15 protein-coding genes are annotated in these 18,806 nt (G+C 65.1%); 5 read left to right on the top strand and 10 right to left on the bottom strand.

All coding sequences use genetic code 11. The features are described 5' to 3' along the window. Positions 1-44: 44 nt before the first annotated feature. A complete protein-coding gene (locus ACLNGM_RS15775) occupies positions 45-752 on the bottom strand; it encodes an alpha/beta hydrolase (RefSeq protein ID WP_416355674.1) in 708 nt (235 codons plus the stop codon). Positions 753-1,156: 404 nt separating this feature from the next. Between ACLNGM_RS15775 and parE the strand changes: the two genes are divergently transcribed. The 3 genes from parE to ACLNGM_RS15760 all read left to right on the top strand — a co-directional run bounded on the left by parE (position 1,157) and on the right by ACLNGM_RS15760 (position 5,600). Continuing rightward, positions 1,157-3,193: a DNA topoisomerase IV subunit B gene (gene parE, locus ACLNGM_RS15770; RefSeq protein ID WP_416358463.1), complete on the top strand. Its 2,037-nt coding sequence runs from the start codon at positions 1,157-1,159 to the stop codon at positions 3,191-3,193. A gap of 30 nt (positions 3,194-3,223) precedes the next feature. Continuing rightward, on the top strand, positions 3,224-3,832 hold the full coding sequence (locus ACLNGM_RS15765) for a hypothetical protein (RefSeq protein WP_416355673.1): 609 nt from the start codon (positions 3,224-3,226) through the stop codon (positions 3,830-3,832). Positions 3,833-4,070: 238 nt separating this feature from the next. Continuing rightward, positions 4,071-5,600, top strand: a complete 1,530-nt coding sequence (locus ACLNGM_RS15760) for a DEAD/DEAH box helicase (RefSeq protein WP_416355672.1) — start codon at positions 4,071-4,073, stop codon at positions 5,598-5,600. 4 nt (positions 5,601-5,604) lie between these two features. On the opposite strand, the gene ACLNGM_RS15755 is transcribed toward ACLNGM_RS15760, so the two are convergent. From ACLNGM_RS15755 to ACLNGM_RS15720, 8 genes are all read right to left on the bottom strand, one after another. Continuing rightward, entirely contained in the window at positions 5,605-5,982 is a 378-nt protein-coding gene (locus ACLNGM_RS15755) for a TfoX/Sxy family protein (RefSeq protein WP_416355671.1), read from the bottom strand. Between the two features lie 8 nt (positions 5,983-5,990). Next, positions 5,991-6,374: a Fe-S cluster assembly scaffold SufA gene (gene sufA / locus ACLNGM_RS15750; RefSeq protein WP_416355670.1), complete on the bottom strand. Its 384-nt coding sequence runs from the start codon at positions 6,372-6,374 to the stop codon at positions 5,991-5,993. Between the two features lie 75 nt (positions 6,375-6,449). Then, a complete protein-coding gene (locus ACLNGM_RS15745; protein WP_416355669.1) occupies positions 6,450-6,875 on the bottom strand; it encodes an SUF system Fe-S cluster assembly protein in 426 nt (141 codons plus the stop codon). Between the two features lie 11 nt (positions 6,876-6,886). After that, a complete protein-coding gene (locus ACLNGM_RS15740; protein WP_416355668.1) occupies positions 6,887-8,131 on the bottom strand; it encodes a cysteine desulfurase in 1,245 nt (414 codons plus the stop codon). Positions 8,132-8,184: 53 nt separating this feature from the next. Continuing rightward, on the bottom strand, positions 8,185-9,420 hold the full coding sequence (gene sufD, locus ACLNGM_RS15735; protein ID WP_416355667.1) for a Fe-S cluster assembly protein SufD: 1,236 nt from the start codon (positions 9,418-9,420) through the stop codon (positions 8,185-8,187). After that, a complete protein-coding gene (sufC, locus tag ACLNGM_RS15730) occupies positions 9,420-10,175 on the bottom strand; it encodes a Fe-S cluster assembly ATPase SufC (protein ID WP_416355666.1) in 756 nt (251 codons plus the stop codon). The genes sufD and sufC overlap by 1 nt, the downstream gene beginning before the upstream one ends. Positions 10,176-10,248: 73 nt before the next feature. After that, entirely contained in the window at positions 10,249-11,787 is a 1,539-nt protein-coding gene (sufB, locus tag ACLNGM_RS15725; protein WP_416355665.1) for a Fe-S cluster assembly protein SufB, read from the bottom strand. A gap of 136 nt (positions 11,788-11,923) precedes the next feature. After that, positions 11,924-13,090 carry a cysteine desulfurase family protein gene (locus tag ACLNGM_RS15720; protein WP_416358462.1) on the bottom strand — a complete coding sequence of 389 codons (1,167 nt, stop codon included), beginning with the start codon at positions 13,088-13,090 and terminating at the stop codon, positions 11,924-11,926. A gap of 224 nt (positions 13,091-13,314) precedes the next feature. On the opposite strand from ACLNGM_RS15720, the gene ACLNGM_RS15715 reads away from it, so the two are divergent. Next, entirely contained in the window at positions 13,315-13,989 is a 675-nt protein-coding gene (locus ACLNGM_RS15715; RefSeq protein ID WP_055884820.1) for an alpha/beta hydrolase, read from the top strand. 56 nt (positions 13,990-14,045) lie between these two features. After that, the gene (gene tyrS / locus ACLNGM_RS15710) at positions 14,046-15,296 is read left to right on the top strand and encodes a tyrosine--tRNA ligase (protein ID WP_416355664.1); all 1,251 of its coding nucleotides are present in this window, start codon (positions 14,046-14,048) and stop codon (positions 15,294-15,296) included. Between the two features lie 4 nt (positions 15,297-15,300). On the opposite strand, the gene ACLNGM_RS15705 is transcribed toward tyrS, so the two are convergent. Further along, a complete protein-coding gene (locus tag ACLNGM_RS15705) occupies positions 15,301-18,645 on the bottom strand; it encodes a hypothetical protein (protein WP_416355663.1) in 3,345 nt (1,114 codons plus the stop codon). Positions 18,646-18,806 lie beyond the last annotated feature (161 nt).

The following is an 18,806-nucleotide window of genomic DNA, read 5'->3' as shown; positions in this document are numbered from 1 at the left end:
GCAATCAAGGGATGCTCCGGCAGGGAAAGACGCACCGCGCAATACTAGCGCGCAGCGGTAGGGCTAGCGCTGGCCGCGATCCAATTCAACGTGTCGCGCCAGTCCACCATGCGGATCGGGGTGCCGTGATTGCCGTCATCGAAGCCGACGAAGCGGACGGGATCGGCCGGCCAGCGCTTGCGCACCGCTTCGAAAGCGGCGAGCTGCCGATCGAAGGCGTAGACCTTATCCCGCGTCCCATGAGCCATGAAGACCGGCAGCGCGCTCCCCCGCACGCGTCGCATGGCCTCGAAGCGCTGTGGCGTCGAATCGGACCCGAGGAGGACCATCGCATCGATGCTGGTGACTGTTGGGCCAATCCCGATTGACCAACAGATCTGGCCGCCCATCGAGGCGCAGGCGAGGATCAGTTCCGAGGTTGCCGACTCGTTCTTCAACTGTGTCAGAAGGGCGGCGACCTTCTCGGCATCCGCGTCGCCGAGTTGGCCGGCATCGACGGTAATGTAGCTGCCGCCGTTTCGAACCAGAAGATTCTTCAGCCGATTGAAGTTGCCTCCGAACGTCCAGTCGTTCAGCCCCAGCCGCCGATCGCCGTTGCGGCCATGAACGAACACCAGTATCGGCTGGCCCCTCGATGACGCGCCGACCTGCGCGTAACGCAACGGCCCCTTCGGCGTCGCCAGTTGCTTCTCGTGCGCCTCTAGATCACGGCCGAGTTCGACGTACTGACGCTTGACGCGCCGCTCGGGCACCTCGTCGCGGCGGTCGATGTCTCGGGCTTCATCGTAGGGCACATCAAGACGGCGTCCGCCATCGAGCGAAGCGACCGGCTCGGGGTAGCCGAAAAGATCGTCCTTGAAGGGCGGGATGGAAGCCGCCGCGGCCGAGCCGGCGATCGCCAGTCCAATGCAGGATCCTATGATCCGGATGATCTGACGCATGTACCCGCTCGCCTGTCGTCGCCGAACGCATCATAAGCGGAACCTGCGTTCGCAAGCCGTTGCGGCAATGCGTCATGTGCGGGATAAACGCGCGTCGGCGTCGGTCCGCGACGGTGGCGGGCGTTGAGAACACTTGCAGAACATCGATCGAAAGGCTACCTCGACAGCATGCTGACACACGCCCGCGCGTGGCCTGTCGAAGGCCGGATGACCGTATGAGCCAGGATCTTTTTGCCGGGGCGCGTGCCGCGTCCCGCCCCGTTCCCGACCGCGCCGCGCGGACGCCCAAGGCAACGACGCCGCACGTCGTCCCGGCTCCATCGACCGACTACACCGCGGCCGACATCGAGGTGCTGGAAGGCCTCGAGCCCGTACGCCGTCGCCCCGGCATGTACATCGGCGGCACAGACGAGAAGGCGCTGCATCATCTCTTCGCCGAGGTCATCGATAACTCGATGGACGAGGCCGTCGCCGGGCATGCCAACTTCATTGAAGTCGCGCTGGAGGAAGACGGATCGCTCTCGGTGACCGACAATGGTCGTGGCATCCCGATCGATCCGCACCCGAAGTATCGCGACAAGTCCGCGCTCGAAGTCATCATGACGACGCTGCACGCGGGCGGAAAGTTCGACTCGAAGGTCTACGAGACGTCGGGTGGCCTGCACGGCGTCGGTATCTCGGTCGTCAACGCCCTTTCGGACTTGCTCGAGGTCGAGGTCGCCCGCAACCGCAAGCTCTACCGCCAGACTTTCTCGCGCGGTCTGCCGACCAGCCCACTTGCCGAGGTCGGCGAGGTCCAGAACCGCCGCGGCACGCGCGTTCGCTTTCACCCCGATGCTCAGATTTTCGGAGCCGGGGCGAAGTTCGAACCCGCCCGCCTCTTCGCAATGGCCCGCTCGAAAGCCTATCTCTTTGGTGGCGTCGAAATCCGCTGGTCCTGCGCGCCATCGCTCCTGCCGGCGGATGGCAAGATTCCCGCACGCGCGAGCTTTCATTTCCCCGGCGGCCTGAAAGACTATCTTGAAGCCTCGCTGGAGGGGCAGACACGCGTCACCGCCCAGAGTTTTGCGGGTCGCTCGGAGAAGGTGTCCGGCCACGGCGCGGTGGAATGGGCCGTCTCGTGGACGCAGGAGGACGGCGCCGTCCGTTCCTATGTCAACACGATCCCGACCCCCGAAGGTGGAACGCATGAAGCGGGCCTGCGTGCGGTTCTGCTGCGCGGCCTTAAGGCTTTCGCGGAGTTGTCCGGGAACCGGCGGGCGGCGAGCATCACCGCCGAGGACGTGATGATCACGGCGTCGGCGATGCTCTCGGTCTTTATCCGCGAGCCGGAGTTCGTGGGCCAGACCAAGGATCGCCTCGCAACGGCGGAAGCTCAGCGCATCGTCGAGAATTCGATCCGCGACTCCTTCGACATATGGCTGGCGTCCTCGCCGCAGGATGCCGCGCGCCTCATCGACTGGGTGGTCGAGCGGGCCGACGAACGGCTGCGGCGCAAGCAGGAGAAGGAGGTCAGCCGCAAAACGGCGACCCGCAAGCTGCGCCTGCCCGGCAAGCTCGCCGACTGCTCGCAGACGGGCGCTGCAGGTGCGGAACTCTTCATCGTCGAGGGCGACTCGGCCGGCGGCTCCGCCAAGCAGGCGCGCGATCGCGCGCGTCAGGCCATCCTTCCGCTTCGCGGCAAGATCCTGAACGTGGCGTCCGCAGGTCGTGAAAAGCTGGGCGCCAACCAGCAGCTCGCTGACCTGACGCTGGCGCTCGGTTGCGGCACGAAGGCAAAGTATCGCGACGACGACCTTCGCTACGAGCGCGTGATCGTCATGACGGATGCCGACGTCGACGGGGCGCACATCGCCTCGCTCCTCATCACCTTCTTCTACCAGGAGATGCCGGACCTCATCCGCAACGGCCATCTCTTCCTCGCCGTGCCGCCTCTCTACAAGCTGACGCAGGGCGGGAAGACGATCTACGCGCGCGACGACGCCGATCGCGAGCGAATCGTCGCGCGTGAGTTCAAGGGCAAGGGAAAGGTCGAGGTGAGCCGGTTCAAGGGCCTCGGCGAGATGCTTCCCTCGCAGCTGAAGGAGACCACGATGGATCCCCGGAAGCGCACCTTGCTTCGCGTCGAGATCGATGCCTCTCCCGAAGCGGGAACCGCGGGGGCCGTCGACGCGCTGATGGGCAACAAACCCGAGGCGCGTTTCCGCTTCATTCAGGACCGGGCGGCCTTCGTCCGAGATCTCGACGTCTAGACCTGCCGTGTCGAAAGCCAGGGGCCGACCATGAACCGGATCATTCACAGCGCCGTCGCGATCGTGCTTCTCGCCGGCAGTGCGGCTGCGGCACAGGAGGTGACGGCGCCGGCCACGACGCCCGCCGAGACCTCGCCTGCGGCAGCTATGGCGCCCCCTGCCCCCGTCGCGCCGGGGACCGCGCCGGACGCCTCTCAACCGTCACCCGCTGCTCCGACGCCAGCAACGGCGGCAGGGTCGGCAGAGCGGAATGCCGAGGTGATGAGCGCCATCGCGGCGCTGTCGCCGATCATCGGCGATGTGCAGATCGTGGGTCCCTGGGCCGTTGATGGACGCAACGGGGTGTGGCGCACGATCATGACGCAGGCCCTCGGCGAGACCAAGGGAAGCCGCTTCTTCTTCCAGCAGGTCGAGGAGCGCGACGGCAAGCCGACGGTCGTCAGCAGCACCGAAGTGACGGAGATCGCCGAGGTGGATGGTGCGATCGTCGGATACCGCGCCGACGCGCCGGCCGAAGGTCAGGAAAGCAACCTGACGCTGTTCTTCGACATCGTACCGATGGACGGAGAGATTTCGGAAACATACGAGCTTTTCGTCGCGCCGGGCCAGCCTTATCGCTTCGGTCCCGCATCGAACTGAGACATTGGGCCCATTCGGTTTTTCCACCGATTGGATCCCTTCCGTGCCGTTCGAATAGTTCGGATGGCCAAGTCCAGCCTAGATTCGCCTCCGCCGGATTAGTTTCTGGCGGAGGATAACTCGCGTGCGCAAGTGTTCTCTGGTTGACAGAGGCATGCGGGACGCCTATCGCCCGTCGAGGGATACGAAGCTCCTTCGGACTTGCTCCTAAGTCCGGCAGCAAGAGACATCCGATTTCATGCCGTTTTCCGATCTTGGTTTGAGTGCGAAGGTTCTGTCGGCTGTCGAGGCGGCCGGTTACACGGAGCCGACGCCGATCCAGGCGCAGGCCATTCCCCATGCGCTGCAGCGGCGGGATGTGCTCGGCATCGCTCAGACCGGGACGGGCAAGACCGCCTCCTTCGTGCTGCCGATGATGACGCTGCTGGAGCAAGGTCGCGCCCGCGCACGCATGCCGCGCACGCTGATCATCGAGCCGACGCGCGAACTGGCGGCGCAGGTCGAAGAGTCCTTCATCAAGTATGGCGTGAACCAGCGCCTCAACGTCGCGCTCCTGATCGGCGGCGTGTCGTTCGAGGAGCAGAACAAGAAGCTGGAGCGTGGCGTCGACGTTCTCATCGCGACGCCGGGCCGCCTCCTCGATCACTTCGAACGCGGCCGCCTGCTGATGACCGGCGTCGAGATTCTCGTCATCGACGAGGCCGACCGGATGCTCGACATGGGCTTCATCCCGGACATCGAGCGGATCTGCAAGATGATCCCGTTCACCCGCCAGACCCTGTTCTTCTCCGCCACCATGCCACCGGAGATCACGCGCCTCGCCGACCAGTTCCTGCAAAACCCGGTCCGCGTCGAGGTGGCGAAAGCCTCCTCCACCGCGTTGACTGTCGAACAGCGTCTGGTTGCCACCCGCAAGGAAGACTACGAGAAGCGCGAAACCCTTCGCCGGGTGATCCGTGCGCAGGGTGAAGAACTGACCAACGCGATCATCTTCTGCAACCGGAAACGCGACGTTTCGCTCCTGTTCCGATCGTTGGAGAAGCATGGGTTCTCCGTCGGCGCGCTGCATGGGGACATGGACCAGCGTGCCCGCACGATGACCCTCCAGGCGTTCCGCGACAACAAGCTGACGCTGCTGGTGGCATCCGACGTCGCGGCGCGTGGCCTTGATATCCCAATGGTCAGTCACGTCTTCAACTTCGACGTGCCGATCCATGCCGAGGACTATGTCCACCGGATCGGCCGGACCGGTCGGGCCGGGCGTTCCGGCAAGGCCTTCACACTCGTATCCAAGGCCGACAAGAAGTATCTCGATGCGATCCAGACGATGATCGGCAAGGAGATCGCGTGGCTCGACGGCGACGTCTCGTCCCTTCCGGCTGTCGAAGAGTCCGATGAGACCGCTTCCAACGATCGCCGCCGCGGTGGTCGCCGGAGTGAGACCGACGGAAAGCGTTCGTCGTCGCGTTCGGGCCGGACGTCACGCCGTGGTCGCGATGCGACTGCCGAAGCCGTCATCGACGATGAGAACGCTCCCGAGACGCCGGCAGCGGTCGCCGTCGAAATGGTAGCTCCGGCGCCTGTGGAAGCGACCCGTCGTTTGGAGTCTCGCGATGACAATCGCGGTCCTCGCCGCAACGATCGCCCGCAGCCGTCGTCGTCGGGGCGTCGCCCGAACGATCGCAACGGATCGGGCCGGGAGGAAGCGACGCCGGTCGGTTTCGGCGACGAAATCCCTGCGTTCATGCTGATTCAGACGGGCGCCTGATCGTTCAGTCGATTTGAGACGTTCTCGAAGCCGCCGGACCCGTGGAGCGTCTCGGCGGCTTTTTCGTGCCGTGCCGAATGGCAGCCTCCATCGCGAGGCGCGCCCAATCAGCCATGAGGTCCGGATCGTCCAAGGCCTCATCCGGCACGGAGTGATAGGGCATCGCGACCGGTGCCGCGCCCTCGCGCTGGTATGTCCAGCGTCGCGATCCCGCGGCTTCGAAGCAGAACGCCGTTTGCGCATCCGTCTTAAGGTAAAGTTCGTCGTTCAGCATGAGCGCGAAAATGCGGCCGCCGGCATAGATGCCCTTGCCGCCGAACATGCGGCGAATGCTGATCGGTTGGAGTACGGCGAAAAGTTCGTGGATCGTGTCGTCGTCCACGATCTCGTTCAGGCGACCGAGCGAGCTGCCGCGACTTTCGCGCTGTCCGCAGGCTTGAGTTCGATCGATTCGCCGCAGCCACAAGCCGACGTCTGGTTGGGATTCACGAACGTGAAGCCGGACCGGAGCGTCGTCTCCTCGTAATCCATGCGCGTCCCGAGAAGGAACAGCACCGCTTCCGGCGCCACGAAAACACGGGCGCCGGCATGTTCGACCACATCCTCGCCCGGCTTCGGTTCGGTCACGAGGTCGATCGTGTACTCCATGCCCGCGCACCCGCCCTTCTTGACGCCGACGCGAATGCCCTCCGCTTCTCCACCGCGCGCATCCACAATCGCGCGCACGCGTTCGGCGGCGGCGTCGGACATGGAGAGAACGGAAAAGCGGCCCATGGGAGGCTCCTTCGAAGCATGCTTGGCATAGATTTGGTACGGCGGGCGTGTCGACGCAAGCCGTACTGTAGCGTCCTAGAACCAGCCCACCGCCACTTGGGCTTCCTCGCTCATGCGCTCGGGCGTCCAGGGTGGGTCGAAGACCAGTTCCACCTTGACGACCTGAATTCCTTCGACCGAGCCGACCGCATTCTCCACCCAGCCCGGCATCTCGCCGGCGACGGGGCATCCAGGGGCCGTCAACGTCATGTCGATATCGACGTTGCGGTCGTCGTCGATGTCGATCTTGTAGATCAGGCCGAGTTCGTAGATGTCGGCGGGGATTTCGGGATCGTAGACGGTCTTCAGCGCCGCGACGATATCGTCGGTGAGCCGCGAGAGTTCGTCCGGCGGAATCGCCGAGCTCTTGTCGGCGCCAGCGGTCTGGAGGTTGGCGCCGACGCGCTCCGCCTCGTCCGGCGTGGGCGACGGCACTGCCGCTGTGTCTTGTGTATCGGCCATCAGATGGCTCCTCAGGCGAAGAAGCTGTGCGCTTTTTCAAGCGCTTCGGCGAGGCGATCGACCTCGGCCATGGTGTTGTACATGCCGAACGACGCGCGGCAAGTCGAGGTCGCGCCGAAGCGCTTCAGAAGCGGTTGGGCGCAGTGGGTGCCGGCCCGTACGGCGACGCCTTCGCGGTCGATCACCATCGACACGTCGTGAGAGTGGATCCCCTCGAGATCGAATGCGACGATCGCACCCTTGCCGGATGCTTCGCCGTAGATACGAAGCGTCGGTACCGCCTTCAGGCGCTCGTGCGCATAGGCCCGCAAGCTCTCCTCGTGCGCCGCGATCTTCTCGCGGCCGACGGAGCGCATATATTCGAGCGCCGCCCCGAGGCCAATGGCCTGAACGATCGGCGGCGTGCCGGCTTCGAAGCGATGCGGCGGGGCGTTGTAGGTCACGCCCCCCTCGCTCACTTCCACGATCATCTCGCCACCGCCGTTGAACGGCTGCATCCGGTCGAGCATGTCGAACTTGCCGTAGAGGACGCCGATGCCGCTCGGTCCGTACATCTTGTGGCCGGTGAAGACATAGAAGTCGCAGCCGATCTCCTGCACGTCGACCGGCAGGTGAACGGCGCCTTGGCTGCCGTCGATGAGTACCGGGATCCCACGCGAATGGGCAAGTTCCGTTACGGCCTTCGCAGGCGTAACTGTGCCCAGAACATTCGACATGTGGGTGAATGCAACGAGTTTGGTGCGCGGGGTGATCGCGTGCTCGAAGTCTTCCAGCGTGATCGAACCGTCGTCCGCAACCGGCACGAAGACGAGCTTGGCACCCTTGCGCTCGCGCAGGAAGTGCCAGGGCACGATATTGGAATGGTGTTCCATGACGGTGAGAACGATCTCGTCGCCCTCCCCGATCTCCTGCATGCCGTAACCGTAGGCGACGAGGTTGATGGCCTCGGTCGCGGATTTGGTGAAGACGATTTCCTCATGACTTGCCGCATTCAGGAACGAGCGTACAATCTCGCGCGCCGCTTCGAAGTCTTCCGTCGACTTGTTCGACAGGAAGTGCAGGCCCCGGTGGACGTTGGAATAGTTGTCCGCGTAGGCGGAATGGATGACGTCCAGCACCTGACGCGGCTTCTGCGCCGAGGCTCCGTTGTCGAGATAGATCAACGGTTTGCCGTAGACTTCGCGCGACAGGATCGGAAAATCGCGGCGGATCGCCTCGACGTCGTAGCGTTCGGTCATGATCGTCTGGATGTTCATTGATCCGTTCTCCGCGTTTCCGGCCTGCGGCCGGCTCGGACGGTCGCGAGAAATCAGCGATCCCGCGCCAGCCAGTCGTCGATCCGCGTTTCCAGCGCCTCGACCACCGCCTCGTCCTCCAGATCTCCCACCACCTCGTCGACGAAGGCTTTCACCAAGAGCGCCCGCGCCGGCGCTTCGGGGATGCCGCGACTCATGAGGTAGAAGAGGTGATCGGCGTTGATCTCGCCGGCCGTCGCGCCGTGCCCGCACTGAACATCGTCGGCGAAGATCTCGAGCTCGGGCTTGGCCGAGAAGTCGCCTTCGTCCGACAGGAGCAGTGTGTTGCAGGCGAGGCGCGCGTCGGTCTTCTGCGCACCCTTGGCGACGCGGATCATGCCCTGAAACACGCCGTGTCCGCCGAATACGACGTTTCGGAAGATTTCGGTCGAGGTCGTGTGCGCGACGTTGTGATTGAGCGTCGTCGTGACGTCGATGTGCCGGCCGGCCTCCAGAAGGTTCACGCCGCGGATCTGGATATCGGCACCCTCGCCGACCGTGACCGCGTGCACTTCCTGCCGGACGACAGCACCGCCCGCGTTGAGCACGAAGAGCTTGAGCTTCGCGTCCGCGCCGAGGCGCACGTTGAGCTGGCCGAGATGCGTCTCCGCTGCGCCCTTCTCCTGCACCACAATCCACAGCGCCTCGGCGCCATCGCCGATGTCGAGATGGTGGACGGCCGATGACAGGTCGCCTGCCGCGCCCGCGGGCGCCCGCTCGACGACGGTCGCCCGTGCGCCGGCGCCCACGTCGACGCTGGAATAGGAATGGCTCCCGCCGGCCGCCGGCTGCGGTCGCAGTTCCATGACGCCCTCGACCCCATCGGTCTTGGTGAGGCGCAGCGCGGAGCCGGCGGCACCCATGGCGGTGTTGAGAAGGCGAATCGTATCGACGGCACGGTCGAGATGGTTCACGACTTCGTCGAACGCGGCCGGGTTCGAAGCCTGCGAGACCGAGACGCCCGGTGCCGGATCATTGCCGGCGCCGGCCGATCCGAGCTCCACCACGGTGCTGTGCGGCAGGAACGGTGACAGGAACGTTGCGCCGCTCGCCTCGCTGCCTGCCTCGGCCTGCCGGCCGAGCAGAACGCGCAGGTCGGTGTAGTGCCATGCCTCGACGCGTCGGCTCGGCAGCCCCTCGCTGGCGAGAACGTCCAGTGCCCGGCGCTGCGCGTCGCTTGCCACGGACGTCTGGCCGCGTTCGATCAGCGCCAGTTCCGCCTTCGTGCGGGTCTGGTTGATGGCGGACATCACGCCGCCTCGCCGATGATCTGGGCGTAGCCTTCGTTCTCCAGCTGAAGCGCCAGCGACTTGTCGCCCGACTTGATGATCCGGCCCTTGTAGAGGACGTGTACCTTGTCCGGCACGATGTAGTCGAGCAGGCGCTGGTAGTGCGTGATGACGAGGAACGAGCGGTCCGGCCCGCGCAGCGCATTCACGCCGTCGGCCACGATCTTCAGCGCATCGATGTCGAGACCGGAATCGGTCTCGTCCATGACGCACAGCTTGGGCTCGAGAAGCGCCATCTGCAGAATCTCGGCGCGCTTCTTCTCACCGCCGGAGAAGCCGACGTTTAGCGGGCGCTTCAGCATCTCCGCGTCGATCTTGAGATCGGCGGCGGATGCCTTCACGCGGCGCATGAATTCGGGCGTCGTCAGCTCGCCCTCGCCGCGCGCCTTGCGCTGCGAGTTGAGTGCCGTCTTGAGGAAGGTCATCGTCGCGACGCCCGGAATTTCCAGCGGATACTGGAAGGCCAGGAACACGCCCGACGCCGCCCGCTCGGCCGCGTCCATCTCCAGGATCGACTCGCCGTTGTAGAGGATGTCACCCTCGGTGACCTCGTAGTCCTCGCGGCCCGCGATGATGTAGGACAGGGTCGACTTGCCCGACCCGTTCGGCCCCATGATGGCCGCCACCTCGCCGTCCGCGACGGTCAGGTCGAGACCGCGCAGGATTTCGGTGTCGGTATCCGCCACGCGGGCGTGCAGGTTTCTGATTTCCAGCATCTTCGTTCTTCTTAAAGCGTTGGTCGGCGCCACCCCGGGCGCGGTCGAAATGGTCAGTCGCGGAGCGTCGGCCTCAGCCGACGCTGCCTTCGAGCGAGATGCCGATCAGCTTCTGCGCTTCCACGGCGAACTCCATGGGAAGCTGCTGGATCACGTCCTTGACGAAGCCGTTGACGATCAGCGCCACGGCCTCCTCCTCGGGAATGCCGCGCTGCATGCAGTAGAAGAGCTGATCCTCGGAGATCTTCGAGGTGGTCGCCTCGTGCTCGAACTGCGCCGTCGCGTTCTTCGCCTCGATGTAGGGCACGGTGTGCGCGCCGCACTCCTCGCCGATCAGGAGCGAGTCGCACTGCGTGAAGTTGCGCGCGTTCGCGGCCTTGCGCATGGCCGTCACCTGGCCGCGGTAGGTGTTGTTCGAGTTGCCGGCCGAGATACCCTTCGAGATGATCCGGCTCGACGTGTTCTTGCCGATGTGGATCATCTTCGTGCCGGAATCGATCTGCTGGCGACCGTTGGACACCGCGATCGAATAGAACTCGCCGCGCGAGCCGTCCCCGCGCAGGATGCAGGACGGGTACTTCCAGGTGATCGCCGAGCCGGTCTCGACCTGCGTCCAAGAGATGCGCGAGTTCGCGCCGCGGCAGTCGCCACGCTTGGTCACGAAGTTGTAGATGCCGCCCTTGCCCTCCTTGTCGCCCGGATACCAGTTCTGGACGGTGGAGTACTTGATCTCGGCATCGTCGAGCGCCACGAGCTCGACGACGGCGGCGTGAAGCTGGTTCTCGTCGCGCTGAGGCGCGGTGCAGCCTTCGAGATAGGAGACGTAGGAGCCCCTGTCGGCGATGATCAGCGTGCGCTCGAACTGGCCGGTATTGCGCTCGTTGATGCGGAAGTAGGTCGATAGCTCCATCGGGCAGCGCACGCCCGGCGGCACGTAGACGAACGAACCGTCGGTAAAGACCGCCGAGTTCATGGTGGCGAAGAAGTTGTCCGACACCGGTACCACCGAGCCGAGGTACTTCTGCACCAGTTCGGGGTGCTCCCGGATCGCTTCGGAGATTGGCATAAAGATCACGCCGGCCTTCGACAGCTCCTTCTTGAAGGTCGTCGCGACCGACACCGAATCGAACACGGCGTCGACGGCGACGCGCCCGCCATAGCTGCCCTCGGAGGGCGGCACGCCCGAGTCGTCGTCGCTCTCGAACTGCGAGGGCTCGTCCGGCCGGCGGACGCCCGCCAGGATCTCCTGCTCCTTAAGCGGGATGCCGAGCTTCTCGTAGGTGCGCAGGATCTCGGGATCGACCTCGTCGAGCGAAGCCGGCCCCGACATCGACTTCGGCGCCGCGTAGTAGTGGATATCCTGGAAATCGATCGGCGGATAATCAAGGCGGGCCCAGGACGGGCTCTCCATCGACTTCCAGCGCTCGAACGCGCCCAGACGCCATTGCAGCATCCATTCCGGCTCGTTCTTCTTGGCCGAGATCAGACGGATGGTGTCTTCGTTCAGCCCCTTCGGAGCCACATCCATCTCGATGACGGTCTCGAAACCGTACTTGTACTGGTCGACGTCGATCTGGCGGACCTGATCGATCGTTTCCTGGACTGCTGGCATCGTCTCTCTCCACACTCGCCGGATTCAAGGTCCGGTGGTTGGCTTGTGCCCTGCCCTATAGCGGCAGTTTACAACGGTTCAAATGGGGGGCCGCCCTCAAAAGTTGAAGAAGGGAGACCACATTAGCTGCGGCTTTTCATGCGACCTGCCGGACGAGCGCTGCGCCGGCCTGCCGTGCCCAGAAGCTGGCGAACGCGGCGAGGAACCGATCGATCTCGGCGGCGCCCGTCTCCCGGCCGAAGCTGACGCGAATGCCTCCTTGCGACGGATCGATCGCAGCGCCTCCGCGCGCCATCGCCTCCAGCACGGTCGAGCCGCCGATCTTGCCCGAGGAACAGGCCGAACCCGCCGATACGGCGAAACCCGCGAGGTCCATGGCGATCTGCGCGGTCTCTGCCCGCAACGCGGGATGATGGATCATCACGGTCTGGGGCAGGCGCGGCGCTTCGGCGCCAAGGACGATGAACTCCGGCGCCAAAGCGAGCAGTCCCGTTTCCAGTTGCTGGCGCATGGCGAGCAAGTCCGCCGGTCGCGCAGCCTCGTCCCGCACAGCTCCCGCCGCCGCTCCGAAGCCAGCGATCAGCGGCACCGCTTCGGTGCCCGCCCGCTGCCGTGTTTCCTGCGCACCGCCGGTGAGGAGCGGAGCCGGACGCATTGTCGGCGAGCCGAGGATGAAAGCGCCGATGCCTTTCGGCCCCCCGATCTTGTGGGCGGAGAGGATCATTGCATCCGCACCCCGGCGGAGCGCCTCGAGCGGCATGCGGCCGGCCGCCTGCACGCTGTCGCACACTACGACGGCTCCGGCCGTACGGCATCGCTCGACGATCGCCTCGGTGGGCTGAACCACGCCCGTCTCGCTGTTGGCCTCGCAGAACGCCATCAGTCCGGGCGACCCCGCGGCGAGCCAGGCGTCGAGTGCGTCCAGCCGCAGCGTTCCATCCGACCGGACCGGCAGGCGCGTGACATCCGCGAAGGCGAAGCGCCCGCCTTCGCGGATGCAGGGATGGTCGGTATCGATGACGGCGAGGCGCGGAAAAAGGAGACTTTGCCCGTCCCGCATCCAGTGCGGCGTCAGACAGGTCGAGGCAGCCTCGGTTGCTCCGCTCGTGAAGACGACAGCCTCGCCCTCCGCTCCCGCCAATGCGGCGACCTCGGACCGGGCCTTCGCGACGATGGACCGGGCGGTACGGCCTTCCGTGTGGACCGACGACGGATTGCCGAAGACGCCGAGCGCGGCCACGATCGCGTCCCGCGCCGGTTGGAGAAGCGGCGCGCTTGCATTGTGATCCAGATAGACACGCATCTCGCGCACAGCCGACCTTCGTGCTTTTACGGTTGGCCCCTCGAAGGTTCGCCCAACGATCAACGCTCGAAAATGTTTGTGTTTCGAGCGCTCGGCAGACTACATAGCGCCCCTGTAGGAGCCGTGTAGTTTTGAATCGTTCTAAGAAAGAACTTTAAGAGGCTGCCCATCCTCCGTCAAGGTGTCCGGTCCCTCCGGTCATCGAGCCCCCTTGAGGTTTTGCAATGCCCGAAGTCATCTTCAACGGACCGGCCGGCCGACTGGAAGGTCGCTATCAGGCGGCGAAGGAGAAGAACGCGCCGATCGCGATCGTTCTCCACCCCCATCCCCGCTTCGGCGGCACGATGAACAATCAGATCGTCTACCAGCTGTTCTACATGTTCGTGGAGCGCGGCTTTACGACGCTGCGCTTCAATTTTCGGGGCATCGGTCGCAGCCAGGGCGAGTTCGACCACGGGGCCGGCGAGCTGTCCGATGCCGCGGCGGCGCTCGACTGGATCCAAGCCCTTCATCCCGATTCGAAGCACTGCTGGGTGGCCGGCTACTCGTTCGGCGCCTGGATCGGCATGCAGCTCCTGATGCGCCGGCCGGAGATCGAGGGTTTCATGTCGATCGCCCCACAGCCGAACTCCTACGACTTCTCGTTCCTGGCGCCATGCCCGTCGTCGGGCCTCATCATCCATGGCGACAAGGACAAGGTCGCACCGCCGAAGGATGTGCAAGGTCTGGTGGACAAGCTGAAGACCCAGAAGGGTATCCTCATCACGCAGAAGACGCTGGCGGGCGCCAACCACTTCTTCTCGGAGCAGACCGAGGAGCTGATGGCCGAGTGCGCCGACTATCTCGACCGCCGCCTCGCGGGCGAGCTGTCCGACGCGCGCCCGAAGCGCCTGAAGTAAGACGACAACGAGCCGGTCGGCGTGCGCTCCGCGCCGCCCCGGCGGAACGGACGACCATGAGCCGCTACAAATCCGACTTCCTGCGCGTTCTCGACGAGCGCGGCTTCATCCATCAGGTCTCCGATCCGGAGGGCCTTGATGCGCTCGCCCACAAGGGGCGTATCACCGGTTATGTCGGCTACGACGCGACCGCGACGTCGATCCACATCGGCAACCTCATCTCCGTCACCATGCTCTACTGGCTGCAGGAGACCGGGCATCAGGCGATCAGCCTGATGGGCGGCGGCACCTCGATGGTCGGCGATCCTTCGTTCCGCGACTCGCAACGCGGGATGCTGACGTCCGAGCAGATCCAGACCAACATCGACGGCATCCAGCGCGTCTTCGGCAACATTCTGCGCTACGACGGCCCGAACGCGGCCATCATGGTGAACAATGCCGACTGGCTCTTGAAGCTGAACTACGTCGAATTCCTGCGCGACGTCGGCCGTCACTTCTCGGTCAACCGCATGCTCAGCTTCGACTCGGTGAAGCTGCGCCTCGACCGCGAGCAGTCGTTGAGCTTCCTCGAGTTCAACTACATGATCATGCAGGGCTACGACTTCACCGAGCTCAACCGTCGCTACGGCACGGTGCTGCAGATGGGCGGCTCCGACCAGTGGGGCAACATCATCAACGGCGTCGACCTCAGCCATCGCATGGGTGGCCCGCAGCTCTACGCCCTGACGACGCCGCTTCTCACCAAGTCGTCGGGCGAGAAGATGGGCAAGTCGGCATCCGGGGCCGTGTGGCTCAACGGCGACCTCTTCTCCCCTTACGACTTCTGGCAGTACTGGCGGAACACCGAGGACGCCGACGTCGGTCGCTTCCTGAAGATCTTCACCCGCCTGCCGCTCGACGAGATCGCGCGTCTCGCCGCGCTCGGCGGCGCCGAGATCAACGAGGCCAAGAAGATCCTGGCGACCGAAACGACGGCCATCGTCCACGGCCGTGAGGCCGCCACGCAGGCCGAGGCGACCGCCCGCACGACCTTCGAGCAAGGCGCGCTGGCCGATACGTTGCCGACCGTGCTGCTTCCGAAGTCGGAACTCGCGTCGGGGGTCGGCATTCTGTCGCTGATCGTCAAGGCGGGGCTCGCCGCGTCCAACGGCGAGGCCCGGCGTCATGTCGCGGGCGGCGCGGTTCGTTTGAACGACCAGCCCGTATCCGACGAGCGCCTGTCGGTCGATGCCGCCGCGCTCAACGATGGCGTCGCCAAGCTGTCGCTCGGCAAGAAGCGTCACGTTCTCCTGAAGGCCGACGACTGAACCCTCAGTCGAAGGCGAAGATCTGCCGGAAAATGCCCGGCGCGATTGCCGAGATCGGATTGACCACGAGCGTGGGCGAAGCCATCGCCCCGCTCAACCGGTAGGTGATCCCGATCAGGCCGCCCTCCTGCCCGTTGCCCAGGATCTGGCCGATGATCGGGATCGCGCCGAACACGCGGTTCAGGCCATAGGCCGGCATGAAGGAGCCGGTCACGTCGATCTGGCCGCTCGGGTCGTAGACGATACCCGCAAAGCTCGAGCCAAAGATCGGACCGCGCACGATTCCGTCGGCTACGCGCAGCGATCCCCTGTCGTAGCCAAGCTTGGCCGAGGCGTGGTCGAAGAACGCGCGCTCGGTCCGTAGTTCCTGTCCGATCGCTTGCGAAAGGCTAGCTGCCCCCGGTGCCGGCGATGAGCCGACGATGCGCGACAGCCGCGGTTCATCGACCAGATTGAAGTTCGCGAGCTTCACCTCTCCACGGTAACCCGCATCCGAAGAGCCGACCAGCGTCAGAGAGCCTTGCCCGCCTTCCATATGGCTGTAGAGGCCGGTGAAGCCGAGAAGCCCGCCGACGTCGCCCGATGCGATGCGGATGCGACGATTGTCGTTCTGCGGCGCGAGATCGCCGGCCAGATCCGCACCGCCGATGGAGCCACCGAGCGCAAGAGCCGCAAGCCGTCCGTCGGCAGATGCGTAATTCAACGAGAAGCCGTCCACGCCGCGACCGTTGAAGCCGTCGATACGGCTCACGTCCATCGTGATGTCGAACGTCCCGCCCCCAACACGTCCCTTCTTGTCTCGGCCGATCCCGGCCCGCAATTCGGCGAGGATGGGACGAGCGTCGAAGCGATCGCCCTTCACCTGCACGCCGAAGCCTTCTCCGTGCCGTTCGACCTCGACGCGAACGTCATCGCCGGGATTGAGAGCCACCTGCGTCAGCGCCGCGCGGCGGAGGCCGCGCTTGTCGACCGAAAGAGAGCCCTGTGCGCGGAATCCGTCGCCTTCAAGGTCGAGATCGTCGAGTTCCGTTGTCTCCCCATCGCGGCGAACGACGAAAGCGAGGTTGGCAGGGATGCCGGGCCCCTTTTTCCAGGCGACGGCCGGCAGATCCAGTTCGGTCTGCGACAGATCGAGCTTGGCACGCATGCCGTCCGCATCGTCCGTGACGCGCGCCGCGATCGGCCCCTTCACGACACCGGACAGCGCAGGCACCAGATCCACCACCTTTGCGGAAGGGACCTTCAGTTCAGCTTCGAGGCTGCGTGATCCCACGGGGTTCGTACCGAACGGCAAGGCGAAGGTGAGCTTCGCCGGCATTCCGTCCATCATCCCGTCGAGCGATCCGCTGGCTTGACCCGGAATAGCATGAAACAGGCCGCTCAACTTGGTGAAGGTACGACCCTCGATCGGCTGTCCTGGTTCCACATTCTCGAGTTCGGCTTCGACACTCCAGTCCCTGACCTGCTGGTCGCGAGGAATGCTATCGCCGAGCACCAACCGCGCGCCGACCTCGACCGTGCCGCTTCCGCTGAAGGCGTCGGGCTTCAAGGACAGGTTGCGGAACGCGCGGATGGGATCGCGGTCGGCGATTGCCAGAAGCTCCGGCACCGCACCGGAAGCCTGGACGTTAAGATCGATTCCGAGATCGCGCAAACCGCCATCCGGCGGCCGCTGAAGCACCAGCGTCGAAGGCTTGATCTCGACTCGATCGAGGCCGACGACCTTCGCCTCGTCTACGGCGATATCCGTGCGGATCCCCCGGACGGTCACTGTTCCGTCTACCTGCATCAGGTCCGGCAGATCGCCGACGGTTGAGAGGCTGACGCCCCGCACCGGAATATCGAGCTGCAGTTCGGCTTCGGTCGGCGTTCCTCCGATCTTGAACGCATCTCCGATGCGGTCGCGCAGGATATCGATGGCGATCCGGCCTTCCGGTACGTCCCCGTCGTCGGCAAGGTGCGCCAGCACCCACCGGCGCGACTTGCCGGAGATGTTGAACGGCCAGAACGCCTTGACCGCCGAGGCGGTCAGAGAGGTCGCTTTCAGGTCCAGGAATGTCCGCGCATCGGCGGCCGAGCCGTCGTATCGGGCCTGACCTTCCAATCGGCCGCCATCGGTGAGCACCACCGCCTTGTCCAGCGTCAGCCGGCGCTTGCTCGGCTCGAAGCTTCCGGCGAGCTCCAGGGATGCGGTGAGAGGTCCGGCCTCCGCCATCTCTTCGCGACCGACCTTCGACCGCACGTCGGGCGATGAAACGGCGAAACCGTAGATCGGCGCCTCGTCGGGATTGCCGCGGTTGGTCTGCCCGACCGTACCGGAAAGCTCGAAGGAGACGTCCCGGAAGCGGAAGGGACTGGGCTCGATGACGACGCGCTCTTCGCCCTGGCGATAGGTCAGGTCGAGCCGCGCGTCCTCGACCCGCGTCCGGTTGAGGCCGAGTTGCAGATGTCCCGCCCCGACATGCGCGCTCGCCCGCACGTAGGCCGGTTCGTCGGGGTCCTTCCGATCAAGCGAGAGCTCCAGCGACGCCTCGGAATCGCTGCCGAACGGTCGCTCGTCGTCTTCGTCGGCCTCGTCGGCCGGCGGCACGATGCTCCCAAGCGCGATGCGACCGGTACGCCCCTGGAGGCGCGTCAGACGGCTCGTGCTCGAATCGAACTCCGCAGTGCCGGACATGACGACCGGCATATCGCCGACTTCGATGCTGGACACGAGCCGCAACGTGCCGTCGAGAGCGCGGTGGAGGTCGGCCCGCTGAAGGGTCAGCTGGGTCAATGATCCGGACCGGACGGGAAGCCCGGTCACCCGAATGTCCTGAAGGCTCAGCGTATCGAAATGATAGGCCTGCAGGGCCTGGAGTTGGCGCTCCAGGGCTGAGATGCCTCGGTCGATCGTGCGGGCGAGAACCGAACGATCATCGACGTCGGTCGTCGACGCGGCAGGCATTGCAGGACGCACTCCGGCGAAGGCCGCCAGATCGAGGTCGGCTCCGACGATCTCGAGCCGGCCGAACTCCAGGCTGCCGCCCACCAGCGGCATCAGCCGCAGCGCGACAGAGATCCGCTCGACGCGCGACTCGAGTTCAGGCCGGTCTCGGCGATGCAGCGCCGCGTCGTACCAGTTCAGTGCGAGCGTACCGTCGCCGCGGAATTCGAACTGCTGTCGGCCAAGCGTCGCCTCGTAGCGAGGACCCAGCAGGCGCGAAAGCGCTGCCGTGGTCTGGGACTGGACAAAGCGCTCACCGGCCGGCGTCCCGAGCAGGAACATGCCGGCCCCTGCGATCGTGATCGCGAGGAGGAGGACGAAGCTCAGGATCGCACCGACGAGACGCCGAATCTTTCTCATCAAGTCCGATGGTCTCCCGCTGCACAGGCATGACGATGGATGCTCCGCCGCTTCCGGGGTGCAACAAACGGATCATAGCTTGCCTTCGACTTGCGGGCGCTATGATACAGGGCGGATACGTCAGACCTGTCGAAGCCGCGCCACACTGTGCCGCCTCGGCGCAG

This window comes from Aureimonas phyllosphaerae (assembly GCF_047943035.1).
Classification (GTDB): Bacteria; Pseudomonadota; Alphaproteobacteria; order Rhizobiales; family Rhizobiaceae; genus Aureimonas; species Aureimonas phyllosphaerae.
This window is presented reverse-complemented; position numbering and strand designations above follow the sequence as displayed.